Source organism: Streptomyces lincolnensis (genome assembly GCF_021173675.1).
Lineage (GTDB): Bacteria > Actinomycetota > Actinomycetes > Streptomycetales > Streptomycetaceae > Streptomyces > Streptomyces lincolnensis_B.
The window spans coordinates 177,200-196,521 of sequence record NZ_JAIHON010000013.1 but is presented as its reverse complement, the minus strand read 5'-3'; the positions used below and the strand labels follow the sequence as shown (position 1 = coordinate 196,521).

The window sequence follows — 19,322 nt, the reverse complement described above, 5'->3', positions numbered from 1 at the left end:
CGACGGATCCGGTCAGCGCGCCCGCGCCAGGCCGGTGGCCCGGCCGTCCTCGTCCCACCGGACCTCCATGACCCGGACGACGGCGTCCCGGTCGAGGGGCCCGAACACATGGGGGAACAGGGTGCCGTCCGCGACACCGGGCGGCGGTACGGGCACCGGCGCCTCCCATTCCGTGCGCGCGCCGAGCCGGGTCTCGTCGAGGACCAGCGCGAGCAGCGGCCTCGGCGCGTCGCGGTAGAAGGCGTTCACCACGGCCAGGGTCGTCGCCTCGTCGGGGGAACAGTGCACGAAGCCCTCCTCGCCGAGGGAGGCGGGGGCGTAGGGGCGGTCCGGGTCGGCGCTCCAGTCGGCGAGCGGCACGGCGTGGTAGATCATGGTCCGGTTATACAGGCGGGCGTGGCGGTACGGCGTTCGAGTCCCTCCCGTAGGAGCCGGAGCGGCAGGACCGAGACACAGCGGCCGTCGTGGTCCAGCAGCCGCCCCATGTGTTTGACCGTGCGCAGCACCACCGAGCGGTCGGCGACGGTGAGCCGGGGCAGTTTCCGCGACAGATGGGCCTCGAAGGCGTGCACGTCGTGCAGGTGCCGCAGCCAGACGTCGATCACCAGGTTGTGCGGCCCGGCCGTGATCGCGCAGGAGCGCACCTCCCGGACACCGGCCAGTGCCCGGCTGGTCTCCGCGACGAACCGGCCCGGCACGGAGGCGAAGTACACGGCGGACAGCGGCCACCCCGACAACGGCCGGGCCAGATCGCAGCGCAGGCTCAGCCGGTGGGCGAGCAGTGACCGGGTCCGGCGGCGGACCGTGGTGAGGCTGGTGTCGGTGCGGTCCGACAGGTCGCGCAGCGACATCCGCCCGTCGGTGCTCAGCAGTTCCAGCAGTCGCGCGTCCAGCTCGTCCCAGCGGACCTCGGCGGCCGGGCCGGGCGAGCCGCCGGCCGGCGGGAGGGCCGCCTCGACCCGCGCGCTCTGGGCCGCGTCCAGGCTGCGCAGCCGCCAGCGGCTGCCCTCGGTGGGGATCCCCGTGGACACGTGGGTGCGGGTCGCCCGCACGCCGGGGGTCCGCCGGAACATCTCCGTGGTCAGTCGGGCGAGTTCGTCCAGGCTGCGGGCCTGGACGGCGGCCACCAGGTCCCGGCCGCCCGCGGTGAGCTTGACGTTCGGCACCGACGGGTGCGCGGCGAACGTCAGCGCCACCTCCTCGGCGCGGCCCGGCGCGGCGTCCACCTCGACCACACCGGTCACCACGATCCGCGTGTTGTCCAGCCGCGGGTAGGCGGTCACCCAGGCCAAGCCCGCAGCCTGGAGCCGGTGCCAACGGCGGGCCGCGGTGACCGGGTTGACGCCGAGCACGTCACCGACCAGCGTCCACGGGGCCCGGGGGTGGATCTGGAGGGCGTGTACGACGGCGCGGTCGAGCTCGTCGAGTTCCACGGCGGCCGTCCCGCCGGCGGGTGCGGCGGCACGATCCTGCGTCCCCCGGGGCGGCACTTCCCTGCGCGCGTCGGGGGAATCGGGCGCGAAAGCTGCACCCTCGAACCGAATTCTCCTGCCCATCCCACACTCCCATCGCCTGTAGCCGACAGCGAGGAGTGCCACGACCCATGACCGACGCCACGCCCGACGCCACGACGCCCGAGGCCGCCCGCACCGCCCTGCGGATCCAGCACGCCCGGCTGATCGACGGCACCGGCTCGTCCCCCGTGGACGATGCCGTCGTCACGATCGATGCCCAGGGCACCATCACTTACGCCGGACCCGCGCCGGCCGCGCCCCCGGCCGGCGAGGCCGACGCCCCGGTCCGGGTCGTGGACGCCGGCGGCCGCACGGTGCTGCCCGGGTTCTTCGACTGCCACGTCCACCTCGCCTACGCGCACGGCTCGCCGCCCGGCCGCCGCGCCGAGCTGGACCCGGTGCTGGTCACCCTGGACACCGCGACGCGGCTGCGGCAGACCCTCGACGCGGGCATCACCACCGCCCGCGACCTGGGCGGCCTGTCGGCGGGCTTCCGTACGGCCGTGGAGTCGGGCCGGGTGGTGGGGCCGCGCCTGCACACCGCCGTACGGATCATCAGCCACACCGGGGGCCACGCCGACGTCCGCCTGCCCGACGGCACAGACCTCAGCGCCGGGATGTCGGAGATCGCCGACTCCACGGACGCGGCCCGGCTCGCGGTGCGCCGGGTGCTGCGCGACGGCGCCGACCTGGTGAAGGTCTGCGCCACGGGCGGGATGGGCAGTCCCTACGACGATCCCGACGACGAGGGCCTGTTGGAGGAGGAGATCCGGGCCGTCGTCGACGAGGCCCGCCGGCACGGGGGCAGGCCCGTCGCCGCCCACGCCCAGGGCAACGCGGGCATCCTCAACGCGATCCGCGGCGGTGTCACCAGCATCGAGCACGGATACGGCCTGGACGAGCGGGCGTTGGACCTGGCCGCCGAGCGGGGCGTGTTCGTCGTCCCCACGCTGTCCACCGTGTACGCGGGCATCGACAAGGAGACGATGGCCGACTACCACTACCAGAAGAAGATCCGCTGGTCGGGGACGACGAAGGAGAACATCGCGCGGGCCATCGAGTACGGCGCCCGCATCGCGCTCGGCACGGACGCCGCCGTCGGCCCGCACGGCGTGAACCTGATGGAGCTCAGCTATCTGGTGGACCTGGGCATGGACCCCATGGCCGCGATCGTCGCCGGTACCCGGACCTCGGCCGAACTCCTGGGCGTCGCCGACCGGTTGGGCACGCTCACGGCCGGCCGTACCGGCGACCTGGTCGTCTGCGAGGGCGATCCGCTGGCCGACATCGGCGTCCTCGGCGATCCCGCGAACATCGTCTGCGTCGTCCAGGACGGCGTCGTACGCAAGGACCTCCTGCTGCCGGGAAGGCGCCTGCTGCCGGGAGGGCGGCGCTGATGACCTCACTCACCGGCCTGCCCGCTCCGGGCAGTGAGTCCCCGCGGGAGCGGCGGCCCACCGGTGTCGACCGGGTGCTCGGGGTCGTCGAGCGGGCGGGCAACGCGCTGCCCCATCCGATCGTGCTGTTCAGCGCGCTGTTCCTGCTCCTGGCGGTCGTCTCCACCGTGCTCGCGCTGACCGGGACGACCGTCACCGTGCCCGGCACCGGCGACACCAAGGCCGTGACCGGGCTGTTCACCGGCGAGGGGGTGCGCTGGCTGACGGAGAACCTCGTCACCAACTTCGCGACCTTCCCGCCCATCGCGGCCGTGCTGCTGATGGTCATGGCGGTGGGGGTCGCGGAGCGGGCCGGGCTCCTGGAGACCGTCATGCGGGCCACCCTGGCCCGTGCGCCCCGGGCGCTGCTGCCGTACCTGGTGGCGCTGATCGCCTGTCAGGCCCACATGATCAGCGATGTGGCGTTGATCGTGCTGCCTCCGCTGGCGGCCGTGGTCTTCAAGAGCGCGGGGCGTCATCCCGTGGCCGGTCTCATCGGCGGGTTCGCGTGTGTCGGCGCGGGCTACGCGGCCGGGTTCACGATCGGTTCGCTGGACGCCCTCTACATCGGGATCACGCAGCAGGCGGCCTCGGTCCTGCCGGCCGCCCGGGGCCTCGACCTGAACCTGCTGGTCAACTACTTCTTCACCGCGTCCAGCAGCCTGGTGCTCGGTCTGCTGGGCGGCTTCCTCATCGGCCGGGTGCTCGAACCGCGCCTGGGCACCTACGAGCCCGGTCCGGACGAGCCCGAGGAACAGGACCTCACGCTCACCCGGGTGCAGCGCCGGGGACTGCTGCTCACCGGCCTGGTCGTCGTGTCGTACGTGGCCGCGGTCCTGTGCCTGTGGCTGCCCGAGGGTGCCCCGCTGCGCGGCGAGGGCGGGGCGTTGATCCCCTCGCCGCTCCTGACCGGCGTCGTCCCGGTGCTGTTCGGGGTGTTCCTGCTCGCCGGGCTCACCTACGGCTTCACGGTGAAGGCGCTGACGGGCGCGGAGGGCGTGGTCGCGGCGATGACCGACTCCGTGCGGAACATGGCGGGCTACATCGTCCTGATGTTCGTCGCGGCGCAGGTCATCGCCCTGTTCAACTGGTCCGACGTGGGAGTCCTGCTCGCCGTGAAGGCGGCGGCCGGGCTCGACTCCATCGGCCTCACCGGCTTCTGGGCGCTGGTCGCGTTCGTCCTCCTGGCGGCCTGTCTGAACCTGTTCATCGTCTCCGGGTCGGCGCTGTGGTCGCTGGTCGGCCCGGTCTTCGTGCCGGCGTTCATGCTGCTCGGCATGAGCCCGGCCCTCAGCCAGGCCGCCTTCCGCATCGGCGACTCGGCCACCGGCATCATCACCCCGATGAACCCGTACGTGTTCCTGCTGCTGGCCCTGCCGCGCCGCTATGAACCCGACGCCCGGCTGGGCACGCTGATCGCCCGCCTGGCCATCTTCACCGTGCCCTTCCTGCTGGTCTGGCTGGCGATCCTGGGCATCTTCTACGGCTTCGACCTGCCCCTGGGGCCGGGCGCGCGCATCGGCCTGGAGTGACTCAGGCCTCGGCGAGCCCGCCGTCGGTGGAGGCGCCGGAGGCGATCCCGTACGAGGGTTCCGGCACCGAGGTCGGTGCCAGGAGCGTGGAGCGGCGGCCGTCCACGCCGACCGGGACGTCGCCGTCGACGGTGACGCGGCGCAGGACGCGCCGGTGGTCGTCGGAGTCGTCGACGCCGTAGTGCTGGGTGGCGCGGTTGTCCCACAGGGCGACGTCGCCGACGCGCCACTGCCAGCGCACGGTGTTCTCCGGCCGTTCGACATGCGACTGGAGGACGCCGGCGATCGCGCGGGAGTCGCCGCTGCGCAGCCCGCTGAGCCGCTGGAGGAAGCTGCCGAGCAGCAGGACCCGTTCGCCGGTCTCGGGGTGCACGCGCACCACCGGGTGCTCGGTGCGGAACGTGGTGGAGGTGAAGATCTGCCGGTGCTGCCGCAGTTCCTCGGACGGGGCGTCCGGGCGCGAGGCCGCGTAGTCGTAGTCGTTGGTGTGCACCCCGCGCAGGCTCTCGGCCAGGGTCTTCAGCGGTGCGGGCAGATGGGCGTAGGCGGCGGCCGTGTTGGCCCACAGGGTGTTGCCGCCGTAGGGCGGGACGACCTCGGCGCGCAGCACGGAGAAGGCCGGGAAGGCGGGCACGAAGGTGACGTCGCTGTGCCACTGGTTGGCCCGGCCGCCGTGGTCGTTGTCGACGGCGAAGGCGTACTTGCCGTCGACGGACGGCACGGTCGGATGGGCGACCGGTTCGCCGAGCAGCCGGGCGAACGCCTCGTGGCCGTCGGCGTCGAGGTGGTGCTGGTCGCGGAAGAAGACGACCTTGTGCTCCAGGACCGCGGCGCGGATCGCGGCCACGGTGGCCGCGTCCAGGTCGCCGCCGAGGCGGGCGCCGGAGATGACGGCGCCGATACGGCCGCCGATGCGCTCCACGGTGAGGGCGGTGGTGGGGGCGGGCGCGGTGGTGGTCATGGTGGATCCCTTCGCGGGGCTGGGGGGATGTTCATGAGCTTGGGCATCCGCCCGGAGGCCGGTCAAGGCTCCCCCGCACCGCTTCACGACCTTGCAATGCGCCCGCCATGCCGTCGTCGTCACGCCCGCCATGCCGTCGTCGGTCCGGCATGGCGCCGTCTCAGGAACCTCGGGTGATCTGGCTGAGGATGGACCTGTCGGTGATCCCCGTGTCGTCGGCGAGGAGGAACGCCTTGCTGAGGATCAGCGACAACCGCTCGTCCTCGAACGGCAGGAACACCTTGCCCTCGCCCTTCCCCCGCGCCGCGACGATGCACAGATAGGAGCCGTCGGGCTCCATCAGGATGTTCGCCGACCCCAGATGGATCCTGTAGGTGCGCAGGGTGCCCCGCACGACCAGGAAGCGGCCGTCCAGCGCGCACCGGTCGGCGATCTTCAGACGCGGCAGGATCCGTTCGAGGACGTCACGGCGCGCCTGGGCGCTCTCGGGCAGTTCGGCGAAGCCCGCCCGCTCCCAGTAGGCGCGTGTGGGGCCCCCGTCGGTCCAGTGGGGGTCGGCGGCGATCGAGGTGACGCCGACGAAGAGGTCCACGTCACGCATCGCCTCGCTGAAGACCAGCGGCGGCACCTCGGTGAGCGGCGCCTCCCGCCAGTCGCCGTCGACCAGCCGGGCGAAGCGCACCTGGTCGGTCGTGGCCAGCGCACCCTCGCCGTCCCGGTCCGCCAGCGCGTGGAAGAAGCGGACCCGCCACCGCCCCGCCCCGAGGGTCCGTTCCGCCGCGTCCTGTTCGCCGGCGTCCCAGGGACCGAGCAGGTCGCTCGCCCAGCCCCGGGCCCGGAACAGGGCGAACATCCGGCGGTAGTGCACGAGGTGCGCGGCGAAGCGGTTGGAGTGGACGCGGGTCTCCTCCTCGGCCGGCGTGAGGAGGTAGATCTCCCGGAACGCCTGCTTGAACGGCTGCCGGATCCGGCCTTCCACGAGCAGGTCCCGCCAGGCCCGCACGGCGTCCGGCCGCGAACGGATCGGGTGCCACAGCCGCACGGAGGCATCCTCGGGCGCCTCGGGCAGCTCGTCGGTCTCCGGCAGTACGGCCCGCCAGGTGCCGGGCGCGACCTCGACCTCCCAGATCAGCCGGCGTACCAGGGTGCGGGCGAGCGGGTGCCCGGCGAGCCCGGTGCGCCACCAGCCGTAGGGATGGACGGCGTCGACGGTGAAGCCGCCCTCCAACACCCTTGTCAGGGTGAGGAGTTGGGTGTTCACCCGCTTCACCAGGTCACGCAGCTCCTTGACCGGGCCGGCGTGGTCGCGGCGGACGGGCGCGGGGACTCCGCGCAGCGGACGGCCGTCCTTCTCCCAGACGAGCGTGGCGGTTTCGGCGACCGTGACGACGGCCGCGTAGCCGCCGTCCAGCTCCCTGCGCAGGACGCCGTCGGCGTCGAAGCCCAGGGTCGGCAGCCGCAGCGCCACGTCGGTCCGCTCGGCGAGGGCCGCGTCGACCTTCTTGAGCATCTTGTCGAGCTGCTTGGGCACCCCGGCGTGCCGGACGGTCCCGCGCACCGCGCGTATCGCGGTGACCAGCTCGGGGGTGGGGAAGTCCTGGGCGGCGCGGACCAGTTCGTACAGGAGTCCCTGCGAGGGCAGGGTCCTGGCGGCCGTCGGGGCGACGGAGATGCCGGGCAGCAGCCGGTCGAACAGGTCCGGCAGCCAGGGCTCGTCCCGTCGCAGGGCGACCCGCGCGGCCTGTCCGAGTGTGGTGATCTCCCGGTCCGTGAACGCCTTGTCCGCGCGGTAGGGGATCTCCCCCGCCCGGATCGCCTCCGCCCGCTCCGCCGCCGCCTCCAGCGCGCGGCGGGCGAAGGCGGCGTAGGCCGGGTTCTCCGCGGACCGGTACCACACGTCCGCGGGGGAGTTCGGGGAGATGTGCCGGTGTTCGCGGAACGTCTCGGACAGCTGCGTCCGTTCGGCCCGGGGAAGGCCGGCGACGACCGCGATCTCGTCCGCGAGGATGGGGCCCAGGTCCCGGGACAGGCGCTCCACCACCTCGGGCAGCAGTGCCTCGTCCCCGAGTCCGGCGATCGTGATCAGCGCGTACAACTGCCGTACGGAGTCCTTCGCCAGGAGGGAGGCGACCAGGGTGCGCAACGCCCCGGCCACCTCGGTGAGCGGACCCGTGCGGTGCTCCAGCGCCCGCACGCCCGGCGTCAGGTCCACCCGGTCATGGTCCTCGCTCCGCGCGGTGAGCGCCTCGATCATCCGGCGGCACGCCTCGGGCGTGTAGCGCGGCCGCCGGTCCCTGGCCGCGCCTTCGAGCGCGAGGGCGAGCATCCTCGCCTCGTGCGGCGCCGAGGTGCGGACGGCCTGGGCCTCGGCCAGCAGGGTGCCGAGTTCCTCGTCTGAGAGGCGCGGCAGGTCGTCGTACGGGATCTCGATCCGGACCTCCGGGTCGGTCAGCGCACGCATCAGCCGGGCTGCGAGGCCCGTCGGGCGCCCCTCTGGAGCGGGCGGAGAATCGTCGTGAAGCATGACCGCATGGTGGCAGGCTGCACTGACAACGCGATCAAGGATTCATGAGGGCGGCCCCACTGGGGATCGCTCCCGCGGCCGTGCGAGGGTGTCCGGCTGCGACGCGAACCAGTCGACGGTGTGCCGCAGCCCTGCTTCCAGCGGCACGCGCGGGTGCCAGTCGAGCTCTTCACGCGCGCGGGTGATGACAGGGCGTCGACGGACCGGGTCGTCGACGGGCAGCGGAAGGAAGCGCAGACCGCTGCCCGATCCGGTGATCAGCAGCACCAGCTCGGCGAGTTCCCGCACGGTCCGCTCCCCCGGATTGCCGAGGTTGAAGGGACCCGGCTGATCCGTGTCGATCATCGCCACCAGGCCGCGGACCATGTCGTCGACGTAGCAGAAACTCCGGGTCTGGCCGCCGTCCCCGAAGAGGGTCAGTGCTTCCCCCCGGAGGGCCTGCCGGATGAAGGTGGAGACCACGCGGCCGTCGTGCGCGCGCATGCGGGGGCCGTACGTGTTGAAGATCCGGACGATCCCGGCATCGGTGCCCTGGCTGCGCCGGTACGCCATGGTGAGGGCCTCGGCGAAACGCTTGGCCTCGTCGTAGACGCTGCGGGGTCCGATGGGATTGACGTTCCCCCAGTAGTCCTCGTCCTGGGGATGCACCCGGGGATCGCCGTAGACCTCGCTGGTGGACGCCAGGACGAAACGGGCCCGGTGGCGGACCGCCAGCCGCAGCATGTTCTCCGTGCCCCGGCTGCCGGCGGCCAGCGTCTCCAGCGGCAGACGGCAGTAGTCGAACGGCGAAGCGGGACTGGCGAGATGGACGACGGCGTCGACGCTCCCGGAGACCCTGAACGGGACCGTGACATCGCAGGGGATGCACTCGAAGCCGGGCTCGCGCAGGAGAGGGGCGACGTTGGCCGAGCTGCTGGAGGTGAAGTTGTCCAGGCAGCGGACGCTGTCGCCTCTGCGGAGCAGCGCCTCGCACAGATGCGATCCGAGGAAGCCGCCTCCACCGGACACCACGACACGCATGGGATCCTCCTCCCGGTCAGCCGAGCCGCGGACGGCCCGGCGCGCGCAGCGTCCATCCCGCCGAGCGCCAGGCCGCCGCGTCGAGGGTGTTGCGCGCGTCGACGACGGCCGGGACACGCACCACCGCGGCGAGGGCGGCGGGGTCGAGCTCCTGGTACTGCGGCCATTCGGTGAGATGCAGGACCACATCGGCCTGCTCGCACGCCTTGGTCACGTCCAGGGCGAACTGGAGCGCCGGGTATGCGGCCCGGGCGTTGTCGACCGCCTCGGGATCGTGTACGCGGACCTGGGCTCCCCGGCGCCGGACCGCGTCGGCGACCGCGAGCGCGGGCGAGTCCCGTACGTCGTCGCTGCGGGGTTTGAAGGAAGCCCCCAGGACCGCGACGTTGCGCTCCTCGAAGCCTCCGCCGGCGAGCTGTCGGGCGAGGTCGACGGTGCGGGCGCGCTGGCGCGTGTTGATCTCGTCGATCTGGCGGAGGAAGGCCACCGACTCGCCCCGGCCGAGTTCCTCGGCGCGGGTGGCGAAGGCCCGGATGTCCTTGGGCAGACAGCTGCCGCCGAAGCCGAGTCCGGGGGCCAGGAAGCAGGGGCCGATACGGGAGTCACGGCCCATCGCCTCCGCCAGCGTGAGCACGTCGGCGCCGGTGGCGTCGCAGATCTCGGCCATGGCGTTGATGAAGGAGATCTTGGTGGCGAGGAAGGAGTTCGACGCCAGCTTGACCAGTTCGGCGGTGGCCGGATCGGTGCCGATGAACGGGGTTCCGGCACCCAGCAGGGGTGCGTAGATCTCCCTCAGCCGTGCCTCGCCCCACTCCGCGCACGAGCCCACCACGACGCGTTCCGGCCGCAGGGTGTCCTGGACCGCGCAGCCCTCACGGAGGAACTCCGGGTTCCAGGCGAGTTCGGCGCCCGGAGCCACCGCGCGCAGCCGCCCGGCCAGGCGGTCCGCCGTACCGACCGGCACGGTGGACTTGCCGACCACCAGGACCCGTTCGTACCCGCTGTCGCGCAGATGCGGCGCCAGGCCGTCGACGGCGGCCTCGACATGACGCAGATCGGCGGCGTCCGAGCCGGGGTGCTGCGGGGTGCCGACGCAGATGAAGTGCGTGTCGGCGAACCGGGCCGCCTCGGCCGGCGAGGTGCTGAAGCCCAGCCTGCCCAGGGCCACCGCCTTCATGAGCATCTCGGAGAGGCCGGGCTCGTAGAAGGGCGACCGCCCGCCGGCGAGCGCGGCGATCCGCTCCGCGTCGACGTCGACGCCGAGGACCTCGTGCCCGATGTCCGCCATGCAGGCGGCGTGGACCGCTCCGACGTAGCCGGTGCCGATGACTGTCAGACGCATGGTGGTCTCCATGGGGACGTGGTCCGAGAGATATCACGAGGGAACGGCGGGTACGCGGGCCGGGAGGGGCGGCAGGCCGAGCAGTTCGCGGTAGCAGGCGTCGACGGCCGCGCACATGGCCCGGGGGTGGAAGGACGTACGCACCCGCTGACGGCCCTGCCGCGCCATCTCGGCGGCGTCCCCCGGGTGGTCGAGCAGCCAGCCGACCGCGCGGGCCTCGCCTTCCGGGTCGCGGGGCGGCACGAGCAGGCCCGTGGCACCGTGCTCGACCAGGTCGGGCACGCCATTGACGGCTGTGGCGACGACGGGGCGGGCGGTGGCCAGCGCCTCGGTGAGGGCGCGGCCCAGGCCTTCGTACAGCGAGGTCGTCACGAAGACGTCCACTCCTGCCACCAGCCAGGACGCGTCCGGCCGATGGCCGGTGAAGATCACGTCGACGTCCAGATCGGCGGCGAGCCGCCGGACCTCGTCCTCCAGCGGCCCGTCGCCGATCATGACGAACGCGGTGTCGGGGCGTACGGCACGGATCGCGGCGGCCATCCGGACGAAGTCGTGGGGCGCCTTCTGGGCGTCGAGCCGGCCCACGGTGCCGATGAGGGGCGTCTCGCGGGGGACGCCGAGCACTCTGCGGGCGGCGGGGTCGAACCGCTCGGGTATGTGCTCCAGGTCCACCGCCGACGGCACCACGTGGACCCGGCCCGGCGGGGCGAGGCGCTCCGCGACCGCCTCCTCGGCAACCCGCGGTGAGACGGCGAGGAAGGCATGGGTGAATCGCCGCGTCGTCCGTTCCAGTCGGCGGTACAGGGTGCGCCTGGGGCGGGACATGTACGGGTGGAAGCTGAAGCCGTGGAAGGTGTGCACCACCACCGGCGTACGGCACAGCCGCGCGGCGGCCCGTCCCAGGAATCCGCCCTTGCCCGAGTGGGTGTGCACGACGACGAACCGCTCGCGCCGGATGAGGCGCACCAGCCGCCCCAGCACCAGCAGGTCCGCGGGGGTCAGGGTGTGCCGGAAGCCCGGTATCTGGACGGTGCGCAGACCGGCGGCGCGGGCCCGGTCCCAGAGGTCGCCCCCCGGGACCCCGGCGATCCACACCTCGTACCGCTCGGGGTCCATGCCCCGGGCCGACAGCAGCGTGTTGCCGCCGGCTCCCGCCACGAAGCGGGTGACGACGTGCAGGACCTTGATGCGAGGCAGCACCGGCGGCGCAGGCAGCGTGGCCGCCGGTGTCACCTGCGGCGGCGACGCGGGCCAGCTCGCCACTTGGCCGTCGGACCGCCCCGAGCCGGTCACGAGCGTCGCGTTCCACATGGCCGATCACCCATTGCCGTATATTTACGTCGTATACGTACATCATCACCCTTTGGGCACATCAGGTCAATTCATCAGAGAATGGACAGGACGCCTGTCCGCGGACGGCGGACGGCAGACGGCAGACGGCAGACGGCAGACGGCAGACGGCAGACGGCAGGAGAAGAGCCCATGGTCCTGGCGGACGTAGAGGCGATCGAGCCCCTGTTGGTCTGCCCGCGCTGTCGGGCGCCGCTGGCGGGGCGGCCCAAGGGCTTCAACTGCACCGACCCCGACTGCCTTTACCACGCCCACCTGGCCTTTCCCGTCGTCGGCCGGTGGCCGGTCCTCGTCGACTTCGAGCGCAGCGTCGTGGACCGCGACGCGGCCCTGGCGGCGGCCGGCGGCACGGATCCCGCGAGGCCGCGCCGTGGCGGCGCCGACGCACTTCCCGCCCCGCTGCGCCGCGTGTTCAAGCCGCCCAACCATGTGGCGGCCCGGAACGTCGAGTTGCTGCTGCGCGGCCTGCCCGGCCGCGCGCCGCGGCTGCTCGTCGTGGGCGGGGCCACCGTCGGCAACGGCGTGGACGCCGTCTACCGCGATCCGCGCGTCCAGGTCATCGGGTTCGACATCGTCGCCAGCGCCGTGACGCAGCTGGTCGCGGACGCCCACCAGATCCCGTTGCCCCCGGCGAGCGTCGACGCGGTGGTGGTCCAGGCGGTGCTGGAGCACGTGCTCGATCCGGCCCGGGTCGTCGCGGAGGTCCACCGGGTGCTGAAGGAGGACGGACTCGTCTACGCCGAGACCCCCTTCCTGCAGCAGGTACACGCCGGTGCCCACGACTTCACCCGCTTCACCGCCAGCGGCCACCGCTATCTCTTCCGCCGCTTCCAGGAACTCGGCGCCGGTCCCGTCGCCGGCCCCGGTACCCAACTGCTGTGGAGCGCGGACCACTTGGTGCGCGGGCTGACACGCTCCGCCCTCGCGGGCCGCGCGGCGCGAGGGCTGCTGTTCTGGCTGCGGGGGCTGGACCGCCTCGTGCCGGCGAGCTACGCGATGGACGACGCCGCCGCCTACTACTTCCTCGGCCGCAAACGGGACGACGAGATGTCGGCGAGGGAGATCGTCGCCTACTACCGCGGGGCGCAGGTCTGACACGACCCCTGGGCGGCCATACGGCTGCGGTCACACGGCCGGTACCGGCCGGCCCACACGTGCGGCCGCCACCATCGCCGCGAGTCCGTCCCGTACGCCCGTCGTCGGCCGGTAGCCGAAGGCCTCGCGGGCGAGGGCGATGTCGGCGGCGGTCCTACGGGCGTCACCCGGCCGCCCCTGTACCCGCACCACCTGCACGGAGGCCCCCAACAGCCGAAGCAGGCCGACGACCTGATTCATCGTCACCTCGGAGCCGCCGCCCACATTGGCCACACCGCTCCACGAGGAGAGCGCGGCCTGGCGCATGGCGGTGACCACGTCCGTGACATAGGTGAAGTCGCGGCTCTGCTCCCCGTCTCCGTAGAGGACGAACGGCCGCCGGGTGAAGGCCGCCGTGAGCAACCGGGAGAACGCCATGTCGGGTCGCTGCCGGGGGCCGTAGACGCTGAACAGCCGCAGGGAGACGACCGGCACGGCGAAGGCGGTGCGATACGTCTCGCACAGGTGCTCCGCGGCCAGTTTGGTCACGCCGTACGGCGACACGGGTCCGGGACGTGCCGTCTCCCTGGTCGGGTACGTCTCGGCGTTGCCGTAGACCGACGAGCTGGAGGCGTTCACGAGCCGTGGCAGTCCGCTGTCGCGGGCCGCCTCCAGGACGCGCTGGGTGGCCAGGATGTTGCGTTCCACGTAGAGGGCGAAGTCCGCGCCCCAGGAGGAGCGGACGCCGGGCTGTCCGGCGAGGTGGTAGACCGCGTCCGCGTCGGCGAAGAGCGGCTCCAGGGGGGCCGTCAGCAGATCGTCCTGCCGGAAGGTGAACCGGTCCCGGCCCAGCAGGGGGGAGAGGTTCTCCCACTTGCGCGCGGGATCGTAGAAGTCCGTGACGGCGTCGACGCCTCGCACGTCGTCGCCGTGGGAGAGCAGGTGTGCGCACAGATGGGAGCCGATGAACCCGGCCGCCCCGGTCACGACGGCACGCATCAGGACCGGCCTCCCCCCGTGCCCTCTTCGGCGTCCCCGCCCGACCGGCCGGCGGACCTGCGGGATCCCTCCCACGCGGCGGACACCAGGTACCACGGCGTGCGGACGACGAAGAGCAGCACGGTGGCCGGGGTGAGGCGCGCCAGGACCTCCGCGTCCATCGCGGCCCGGCGCGGAACCATGACCTCCAGGTAGTACCTCTCGGGGTCCGTCCTGCCGTCGAGCAGCATCGCGTCGGCGCGTGACCGCAGTTGGCAGGGGCCCGTGAGCCCGGGGCGGTGACGGAACACCCATTGGCACTCGGGCGGATAGCGGAGGGCCAGTGCGGTGCCCTCCGGGCGCGGGCCCACCAGCGTCATGTCCCCGCGCAGGACGTTGAAGAACTGCGGCAGTTCGTCCAGACCGAAGCGTCTGAGCAGGCGCCCGGTGCCGGTCACCCGCGCGTCCGAGCCGGCAGTGAGCCCGGGACCCGCGGCGTCCCGCCGCATGGTGCGGAACTTGTAGAGGGTGAACTCCCTTGCCCCCTCCCCCATCCGCCGCTGCCGGAAGAGCGCCGGCCCACCACTCGTGGCACGCACCAGAACGGCCAGGAACAGCAGCAAGGGCGACAGGAGGGTGAGCAGCAGCAGCGACACGACGATGTCGAGGGCACGGCGGGGGCGGGTGAGGCGGACGGGTGTCATGGGCTGCCGAAGAACCGGCGGCCGCGCGTGAGCGGTGGTGTCCATGGCGGGTGTCCCTTCACCTGTCCCCTCGCCGGTCGCCGCGGTCATGGCGCCGTCCTGGAAAGTTCCAGAGCCGCCGTCCACCGCGGGAGCCAGGCGTCGTAGGAGTACCGTCGCTCGACGACGGCCCTGGCGTCGCGTCCCAGCCGCTCGCGAGTGGTGTCCGAGACGTCCAGCAGCCCCTGGACCGCTTCGGCCCACTCGCCGTCGCCGCGGGCGGCCGGCATCCGGAACCGGCGCAGGATGTCCGCGTTCACCCCGATCGGTGTGGCCACCGAGGGCACCCCGGCGGCGCCGTACTGGAGCAGCTTGTAGCCGCACTTGCCCAGGCTGTAGGCGGTCGCGGGCAGGGGCATCAGCCCGACGTCGATGTCGGCCAGCGCGGTCCGCTCGTTGTACGGGGTCCACGCGACGCGGTCGATGATGGCCTCCAGACGGCCCAGCGAAGGCCGCGTGGTACCGACGAGCGTCAGCCGGGCGCCGCTGCGGCGGTGGATCTCCTCCAGGGCGCCGGCCACCAGGAGCAGGTAGGCCTCGTTGCCGCGGGAGCCGATCCAGCCCAGCCGCGGTGGGTCGTGCAGCGCGTAGGAGGCCTTCGGCGTGTAGTCCCCCGGCGCCACGCAACTGGGGATCACCACGACGTCGCCGTGGTGTTGCGCGGCCCAGTCCCCGAGGATGTCGTTGCCCGCGATGACGCGGTCGGCGTGCCGTACGGCGGTGCGCGCCTTGTCGGCCTTGGGCGCCAGTCTGCGCGCCACGCCTCCGGCACCCCGGTCCCACTGCAGGGCGTCGTCGAAGTCGTACACGGAGAACTCCGCGCCCGCCAGCAGGCGCCGCTCCCACCAGCCGCGGCTGAGCGGGGACGCCTCCCGGTGCAGCAGCAGGCGCCTCGGCCGTGCGGCGGCGAGCCTGTGCAGGCGTAGTTCCGCCCGGGCCACGGCCAGGGGGTGCCGGGCAAGCCGGGACGGGGTGGCGTCGGGGAGCGAGGCGTAGCTGCTGACGGTGAAGTCGATGCCGACGCGGTCCAGCCACTCGAAGACGCGGACCCGTGAGCTGCCGGTCCGCCGCCCGTAGGGGGTGATCGCGCAGTGTTCGAGCAGACCGTCCATGACTTCACATCCCGCGCAATACGCTGATAACGTACATTTACGACGTAAACAAGAATATGCCTTCACCGTGGTGGACGGTCAAGTCGCCCGCCCCAGTCGAGGAGGGGGCTCCTGTGGATCTCCGTGAATACGTCGATGTCCTGCGTCGGCGCTGGCGGTTCGTCGTGGTGTGCGTCCTGCTGGGAGCGGCGGCGGCGGTCGCCGTGACCGCCGTCATGCCGCGCACCTATACGGCCAAGGCCCAGCTCTTCATCGCCACCAACGACCGGAACAGCGCCGACGCGTACGCCGGCGGCCTGTTCACCCAGCAGCGGGTCAAGTCCTATACGAAGATCGCGAACAGTCCCGCGATCCTGGGCGGCGTCATCGACAAACTCGGTCTGAACACGACACCGCAACAGCTCGCCGACAAGATCACGGCGCAGGCGCCGCTCGACACCACCCTGGTCGACATCAAGGTGACGGACCGGTCCCCCGGTCGCGCCCAGGCGATCGCCGACGAGACGGCCGCCCGGTTCACCGAGTACATCGACAGCATCGAGACGGCCTCGGCGACGGCGCCGCCGGTGGTCAAGGCCAGCGTGGTCGGCAATCCCGAGCCGCCGACCTCGCCGACGAGCCCGCGGCCGGCCCTGAACGTGGCGATCGGTCTGCTCGCCGGCATCGTCGTCGGCCTCACGGGAGCCGTGCTGCGCAATTCGCTCGACACCGCGGTCCGCTCGGCGGACGACCTCCGAAGCCGCCTGGGCATCACGACACTGGGCGCCCTTCCCAAGCCCGCCCCCCGCACGCCGAGGTTCGGCCCCCAGGGCGGCAGAACCCGGCGCGGTGAAGCGCTCAGCCGGCTGCGGACGCGCCTTCGCCTCCCCCACGACGGCATGCCGAGCTCACTGCTCGTCACCAGCGCCGTGCACGGTGAGGGCAAGGCGGACACCGCCCTCGACCTGGCCGTCGACGTCGCGCGCACGGACCGGCGCGTCGTGCTCGTCGAGGCAGACCTGCGCCGGCCGCGCCTGGCCGCGACGCTCGGGCTGCGCGAGGCTCCTGGGCTGACCGACGTCGTCACGGGCCGGGCGCCCCTCTCCGAGGCCGTGCAGACCTGGGAGGCCGGACGGCTGTCGGTGCTGCCGGGCGGCACTCCCACGGCCGACCCGGCCGCGCTGCTGTCGTCCCGCTACCTGAGGCAGTTGCTGCGCACCCTGGAGGCGGACGCGGATCTCGTGGTGCTGGACAGCCCGCCTCTGCTGCCCTTCGCCGACGGGGCGATCCTCGCCGCCGAGGTGGAGGCGGTCCTGCTCGTGGTCCGGGCCGGCAGGACCCGGTGCGGCCAGGTACGCGGCGCGCTCGAGAGCCTGGCCGCCGTCGGGGCGCGCACCCTCGGTGCCGTCGTCACCGCGGCGCCGTCCGACAGGCGCGGGGGTCCGCGACGGAGCCGCGCGATGGCACAGGACGATGCCGCTCCGGCGTCCGCGGACCGGGAGGCGCCCGCACACGACGCCGTACGCACCCCGGCCGGCCACAGCCGGTAGGGGGACGGGAGGCTCCCGATGACACAACAGCAGTCCACCTCGGTACTGATCATCGGGATCCTGACCCTGCTGTCCCTGATCCCCTGGACGATCGCCCTGCGCAGGGCCCACGTCTTCGGCGACTGGGATCTGACCTCGACCCTGGTCCTGCTGATCGGGGTCCTGGCCAACCTGCCGTCCACGGCGTATGTGATCGTCAGCGGCCGTAAAGAGCGCCTGGACCCCCTCGGCGACACGGTGATCGGCTTCCCGAGCTGGGTGAACCGGATCGACTTCGTCACGAACTCCCTCATGCTCGCGGCCTGTGTGCTGTTCCTCGTCGGCCGACTGCTGGTCGCCCGGGCCCGGGTCAACACGGCCCCCCTCATCGCGACCGTGATCGTGCTGACCCTGATCGCCTCCGACGGCCTGCACGGACAACCGCTGTGGACGCCGAGAGAGTTCACCCTGCTCGCGGCCCTGCTCGCGGCGGCGGTGGCCCGTCCCGGACGCTCCGCGTTGCTCGGTGGTGCCGCCGTCGCGATGGTGTACACCGTGCTGGGCGGCATCGAGTCGTTCGCCGAGCAGGCCACCGTCGTACGTCCCTGCCGCGCCGACGACCCGTGCAGCGTCCTGAACATCCTCTACGCCGGCGTCTTCACCAACGAGAACACCTTCAGCCTGCTGGTGGTGGTGTGCATCCCCTTCGTCTGGCTGGGGCTGCGCGGCAAGGTGCGCGTCCTGCTGGCCTGCTACCTCGCCTTCGTGGCGCTCGCCAGCGGCAGTTATCTGGCGGGTGCCACGGCGATCTTGTCGGTGGCCCTGCTGGCGCTGCTGCGGCCGACGCTGCCCGACCGGTCCGCCAGGACTCCGGTCGCGGGCGTGTCACCCGGCCGCGGTCTCCTGGCCGGGGCGGCCCTCGCCGCGGCGACCTTCCTCGGCTTCGCGGTGCCCATTCGCCACGCGCGCTTCGGCGATCTCGGACTGCGTGCCGCGATCTGGGACCAGGCCAAGGACGAGTGGACGCGCTCTCCGCTCCTCGGGTACGGCGGCAAGGCCTGGTCCGCCAAGTACCAAGGCGGCGACATCCCCGCCGCGACCTCGCCCTCGCTGCACAACCAGTGGATCGACGTCCTGTACGCGGGCGGAATCATCGGACTGCTCCTGTTCGCCGCCCTGCTGGCGTACCTGCTGTTCCGGGGCGGCACCCGGGGATTTCCGGCCGCGAGCTGCGTCCTGCTGCCCGTGGTGCTCGCCTCCGTGCTGGAGCGCCCCTGGTCCTTCGGCATCAGCAATTCGCTGACCTTCGCACTCGTCGCGGCCACGGTCCTGCCGGCCGCGACGCGGGGCCGGGTCGGCGCAACCGGACACCAACACCCCTCGAAGCCAAGGATGATGAGCGATGTTTGAGCCGTACCACTTCTCGGACGACCACCTGCTCCCGCTGGCCGACCGGTCTCGCGACCGCTTCCGCGGCACCGAGCCCTTCCCCCATGTCGTCATCGACGACTTCCTGCCCGAGTGGGTCCTGGACCAGGTCGTGGCCGAGTTCCCCCGGCCCGGCGACGGCCCCTGGAAGCAGTTCGACAAGTCCACCTCGAAGAAGCTGGCCAGTGAAGGGGACGCGCTCTTCGGGGAGTTCACACGTCATCTGCTGGCGGAGTTCAACGGTGCGGCCTTCCTCGGTTTCCTGGAACGGCTGACCGGAATCGACGGTCTCGTACCGGACCCGTACTTCGAGGGCGGGGGCCTGCACCAGATCGAACGGGGCGGCTTCCTCAAGGTGCACGCCGACTTCAACCGGCAGCCCAAACTGCGCCTCGACCGACGGCTGAACGTCCTCGTCTACCTGAACAGGAACTGGCAGGAGTCGTACGGGGGCGCTCTGGAACTGTGGGACCGGGAGATGACCCACGCGGTCACGGAAGTCCTTCCCGTCTTCAACCGCTTCGTCGTCTTCGCCACGACGGACTTCGCCTACCACGGCCACCCCGAGCCGCTGGCCTGCCCGCCCGATCGGACCCGGCGCTCGCTCGCCCTCTACTACTACAGCAACGGCCGCCCGGCGGAGGAACGCAGTTCCGAGCACAGCACCCTCTATCAACGGCGTCCGGGCGAACGCCAGAGGCGCACCCGCAGGACTGTCGAGCGCGTGACCCCGCCCGCCCTCCTGGACGCCGCGCGCAACGTACGGCGGCGGGTGCGGGCCCACTAGCCGCCTGCCAGGA

Annotated in this window: 16 protein-coding genes; 6 read left to right on the top strand and 10 right to left on the bottom strand. The window is 72.4% G+C overall.

Features of this window, described 5'->3' with window-relative positions; all coding sequences use genetic code 11:
• Nucleotides 1–12: 12 nt before the first annotated feature.
• Nucleotides 13–375, bottom strand: a complete 363-nt coding sequence (locus K4B79_RS34925) for a DUF952 domain-containing protein (protein ID WP_232031376.1) — start codon at nt 373–375, stop codon at nt 13–15.
• Nucleotides 372–1,433 (bottom strand): Lrp/AsnC family transcriptional regulator, encoded by a 1,062-nt coding sequence (locus K4B79_RS34920; protein ID WP_232031375.1) that lies wholly within the window; start codon nt 1,431–1,433, stop codon nt 372–374. The genes K4B79_RS34925 and K4B79_RS34920 overlap by 4 nt, the downstream gene beginning before the upstream one ends.
• Before the next feature lie 170 nt (nt 1,434–1,603).
• Between K4B79_RS34920 and K4B79_RS34915 the strand changes: the two genes are divergently transcribed.
• Together K4B79_RS34915 and K4B79_RS34910 are read left to right on the top strand one after the other, a co-directional pair.
• Nucleotides 1,604–2,911 (top strand): metal-dependent hydrolase family protein, encoded by a 1,308-nt coding sequence (locus tag K4B79_RS34915; protein WP_232031374.1) that lies wholly within the window; start codon nt 1,604–1,606, stop codon nt 2,909–2,911.
• Nucleotides 2,911–4,482 (top strand): AbgT family transporter, encoded by a 1,572-nt coding sequence (locus K4B79_RS34910; protein ID WP_232031373.1) that lies wholly within the window; start codon nt 2,911–2,913, stop codon nt 4,480–4,482. The genes K4B79_RS34915 and K4B79_RS34910 overlap by 1 nt, the downstream gene beginning before the upstream one ends.
• 1 nt (nt 4,483) lies before the next feature.
• On the opposite strand, the gene K4B79_RS34905 is transcribed toward K4B79_RS34910, so the two are convergent.
• The 5 genes from K4B79_RS34905 to K4B79_RS34885 form a co-directional block, all read right to left on the bottom strand.
• Entirely contained in the window at nt 4,484–5,443 is a 960-nt protein-coding gene (locus K4B79_RS34905) for a TauD/TfdA dioxygenase family protein (RefSeq protein WP_232031372.1), read from the bottom strand.
• A 160-nt stretch (nt 5,444–5,603) separates the two neighbouring features.
• The gene (locus K4B79_RS34900; RefSeq protein WP_232031371.1) at nt 5,604–7,967 is read right to left on the bottom strand and encodes a DUF4132 domain-containing protein; all 2,364 of its coding nucleotides are present in this window, start codon (nt 7,965–7,967) and stop codon (nt 5,604–5,606) included.
• Nucleotides 7,968–8,009: 42 nt separating this feature from the next.
• Nucleotides 8,010–8,987, bottom strand: a complete 978-nt coding sequence (locus tag K4B79_RS34895) for a UDP-glucuronic acid decarboxylase family protein (RefSeq protein WP_232031370.1) — start codon at nt 8,985–8,987, stop codon at nt 8,010–8,012.
• A 16-nt stretch (nt 8,988–9,003) separates the two neighbouring features.
• Complete coding sequence (locus K4B79_RS34890; protein ID WP_232031369.1) at nt 9,004–10,329, bottom strand: UDP-glucose dehydrogenase family protein; 1,326 nt, start codon at nt 10,327–10,329, stop codon at nt 9,004–9,006.
• Between the two features lie 33 nt (nt 10,330–10,362).
• The gene (locus K4B79_RS34885; protein ID WP_232031368.1) at nt 10,363–11,640 is read right to left on the bottom strand and encodes a glycosyltransferase family 4 protein; all 1,278 of its coding nucleotides are present in this window, start codon (nt 11,638–11,640) and stop codon (nt 10,363–10,365) included.
• Nucleotides 11,641–11,811: 171 nt separating this feature from the next.
• On the opposite strand from K4B79_RS34885, the gene K4B79_RS34880 reads away from it, so the two are divergent.
• Nucleotides 11,812–12,774, top strand: a complete 963-nt coding sequence (locus K4B79_RS34880; RefSeq protein WP_232031367.1) for a class I SAM-dependent methyltransferase — start codon at nt 11,812–11,814, stop codon at nt 12,772–12,774.
• A 30-nt stretch (nt 12,775–12,804) separates the two neighbouring features.
• Here the strand turns inward: K4B79_RS34880 and K4B79_RS34875 are convergent, their stop codons facing one another.
• Genes K4B79_RS34875 through K4B79_RS34865 form a run of 3 tightly spaced genes read right to left on the bottom strand, consistent with a single transcriptional unit; the run spans nt 12,805 to nt 15,586 of the window.
• Nucleotides 12,805–13,752, bottom strand: a complete 948-nt coding sequence (locus K4B79_RS34875; RefSeq protein WP_232031366.1) for an NAD-dependent epimerase/dehydratase family protein — start codon at nt 13,750–13,752, stop codon at nt 12,805–12,807.
• A complete protein-coding gene (locus K4B79_RS34870) occupies nt 13,752–14,480 on the bottom strand; it encodes a sugar transferase (RefSeq protein WP_232031365.1) in 729 nt (242 codons plus the stop codon). The genes K4B79_RS34875 and K4B79_RS34870 overlap by 1 nt, the downstream gene beginning before the upstream one ends.
• Nucleotides 14,481–14,521: 41 nt before the next feature.
• Complete coding sequence (locus K4B79_RS34865) at nt 14,522–15,586, bottom strand: glycosyltransferase family 4 protein (protein ID WP_232031364.1); 1,065 nt, start codon at nt 15,584–15,586, stop codon at nt 14,522–14,524.
• Nucleotides 15,587–15,699: 113 nt separating this feature from the next.
• On the opposite strand from K4B79_RS34865, the gene K4B79_RS34860 reads away from it, so the two are divergent.
• The 3 genes from K4B79_RS34860 to K4B79_RS34850 are packed head-to-tail and all read left to right on the top strand — an operon-like array spanning nt 15,700 to nt 19,309.
• Complete coding sequence (locus K4B79_RS34860; RefSeq protein WP_232031363.1) at nt 15,700–17,115, top strand: polysaccharide biosynthesis tyrosine autokinase; 1,416 nt, start codon at nt 15,700–15,702, stop codon at nt 17,113–17,115.
• An 18-nt stretch (nt 17,116–17,133) separates the two neighbouring features.
• The gene (locus K4B79_RS34855) at nt 17,134–18,504 is read left to right on the top strand and encodes an O-antigen ligase family protein (RefSeq protein ID WP_232031362.1); all 1,371 of its coding nucleotides are present in this window, start codon (nt 17,134–17,136) and stop codon (nt 18,502–18,504) included.
• Nucleotides 18,497–19,309, top strand: coding sequence for a 2OG-Fe(II) oxygenase (locus K4B79_RS34850; protein ID WP_232031361.1), 813 nt, complete (start codon nt 18,497–18,499; stop codon nt 19,307–19,309). Before K4B79_RS34855 ends, K4B79_RS34850 begins: the two co-directional genes overlap by 8 nt.
• The last annotated feature ends 13 nt before the right edge of the window (nt 19,310–19,322 follow it).

Coding starts and splice junctions, on each gene's coding strand:
- K4B79_RS34925 (WP_232031376.1), bottom strand. CDS start 375: ATGATCTACCACGCCGTGCCGCTCGCCGACTGGAGCGCCGACCCGGAC.
- K4B79_RS34895 (WP_232031370.1), bottom strand. CDS start 8,987: ATGCGTGTCGTGGTGTCCGGTGGAGGCGGCTTCCTCGGATCGCATCTG.
- K4B79_RS34910 (WP_232031373.1), top strand. CDS start 2,911: ATGACCTCACTCACCGGCCTGCCCGCTCCGGGCAGTGAGTCCCCGCGG.
- K4B79_RS34865 (WP_232031364.1), bottom strand. CDS start 15,586: ATGGACGGTCTGCTCGAACACTGCGCGATCACCCCCTACGGGCGGCGG.
- K4B79_RS34915 (WP_232031374.1), top strand. CDS start 1,604: ATGACCGACGCCACGCCCGACGCCACGACGCCCGAGGCCGCCCGCACC.
- K4B79_RS34900 (WP_232031371.1), bottom strand. CDS start 7,967: ATGCTTCACGACGATTCTCCGCCCGCTCCAGAGGGGCGCCCGACGGGC.
- K4B79_RS34870 (WP_232031365.1), bottom strand. CDS start 14,480: ATGGACACCACCGCTCACGCGCGGCCGCCGGTTCTTCGGCAGCCCATG.
- K4B79_RS34875 (WP_232031366.1), bottom strand. CDS start 13,752: ATGCGTGCCGTCGTGACCGGGGCGGCCGGGTTCATCGGCTCCCATCTG.
- K4B79_RS34850 (WP_232031361.1), top strand. CDS start 18,497: ATGTTTGAGCCGTACCACTTCTCGGACGACCACCTGCTCCCGCTGGCC.
- K4B79_RS34885 (WP_232031368.1), bottom strand. CDS start 11,640: ATGTGGAACGCGACGCTCGTGACCGGCTCGGGGCGGTCCGACGGCCAA.
- K4B79_RS34890 (WP_232031369.1), bottom strand. CDS start 10,329: ATGCGTCTGACAGTCATCGGCACCGGCTACGTCGGAGCGGTCCACGCC.
- K4B79_RS34880 (WP_232031367.1), top strand. CDS start 11,812: ATGGTCCTGGCGGACGTAGAGGCGATCGAGCCCCTGTTGGTCTGCCCG.
- K4B79_RS34905 (WP_232031372.1), bottom strand. CDS start 5,443: ATGACCACCACCGCGCCCGCCCCCACCACCGCCCTCACCGTGGAGCGC.
- K4B79_RS34855 (WP_232031362.1), top strand. CDS start 17,134: ATGACACAACAGCAGTCCACCTCGGTACTGATCATCGGGATCCTGACC.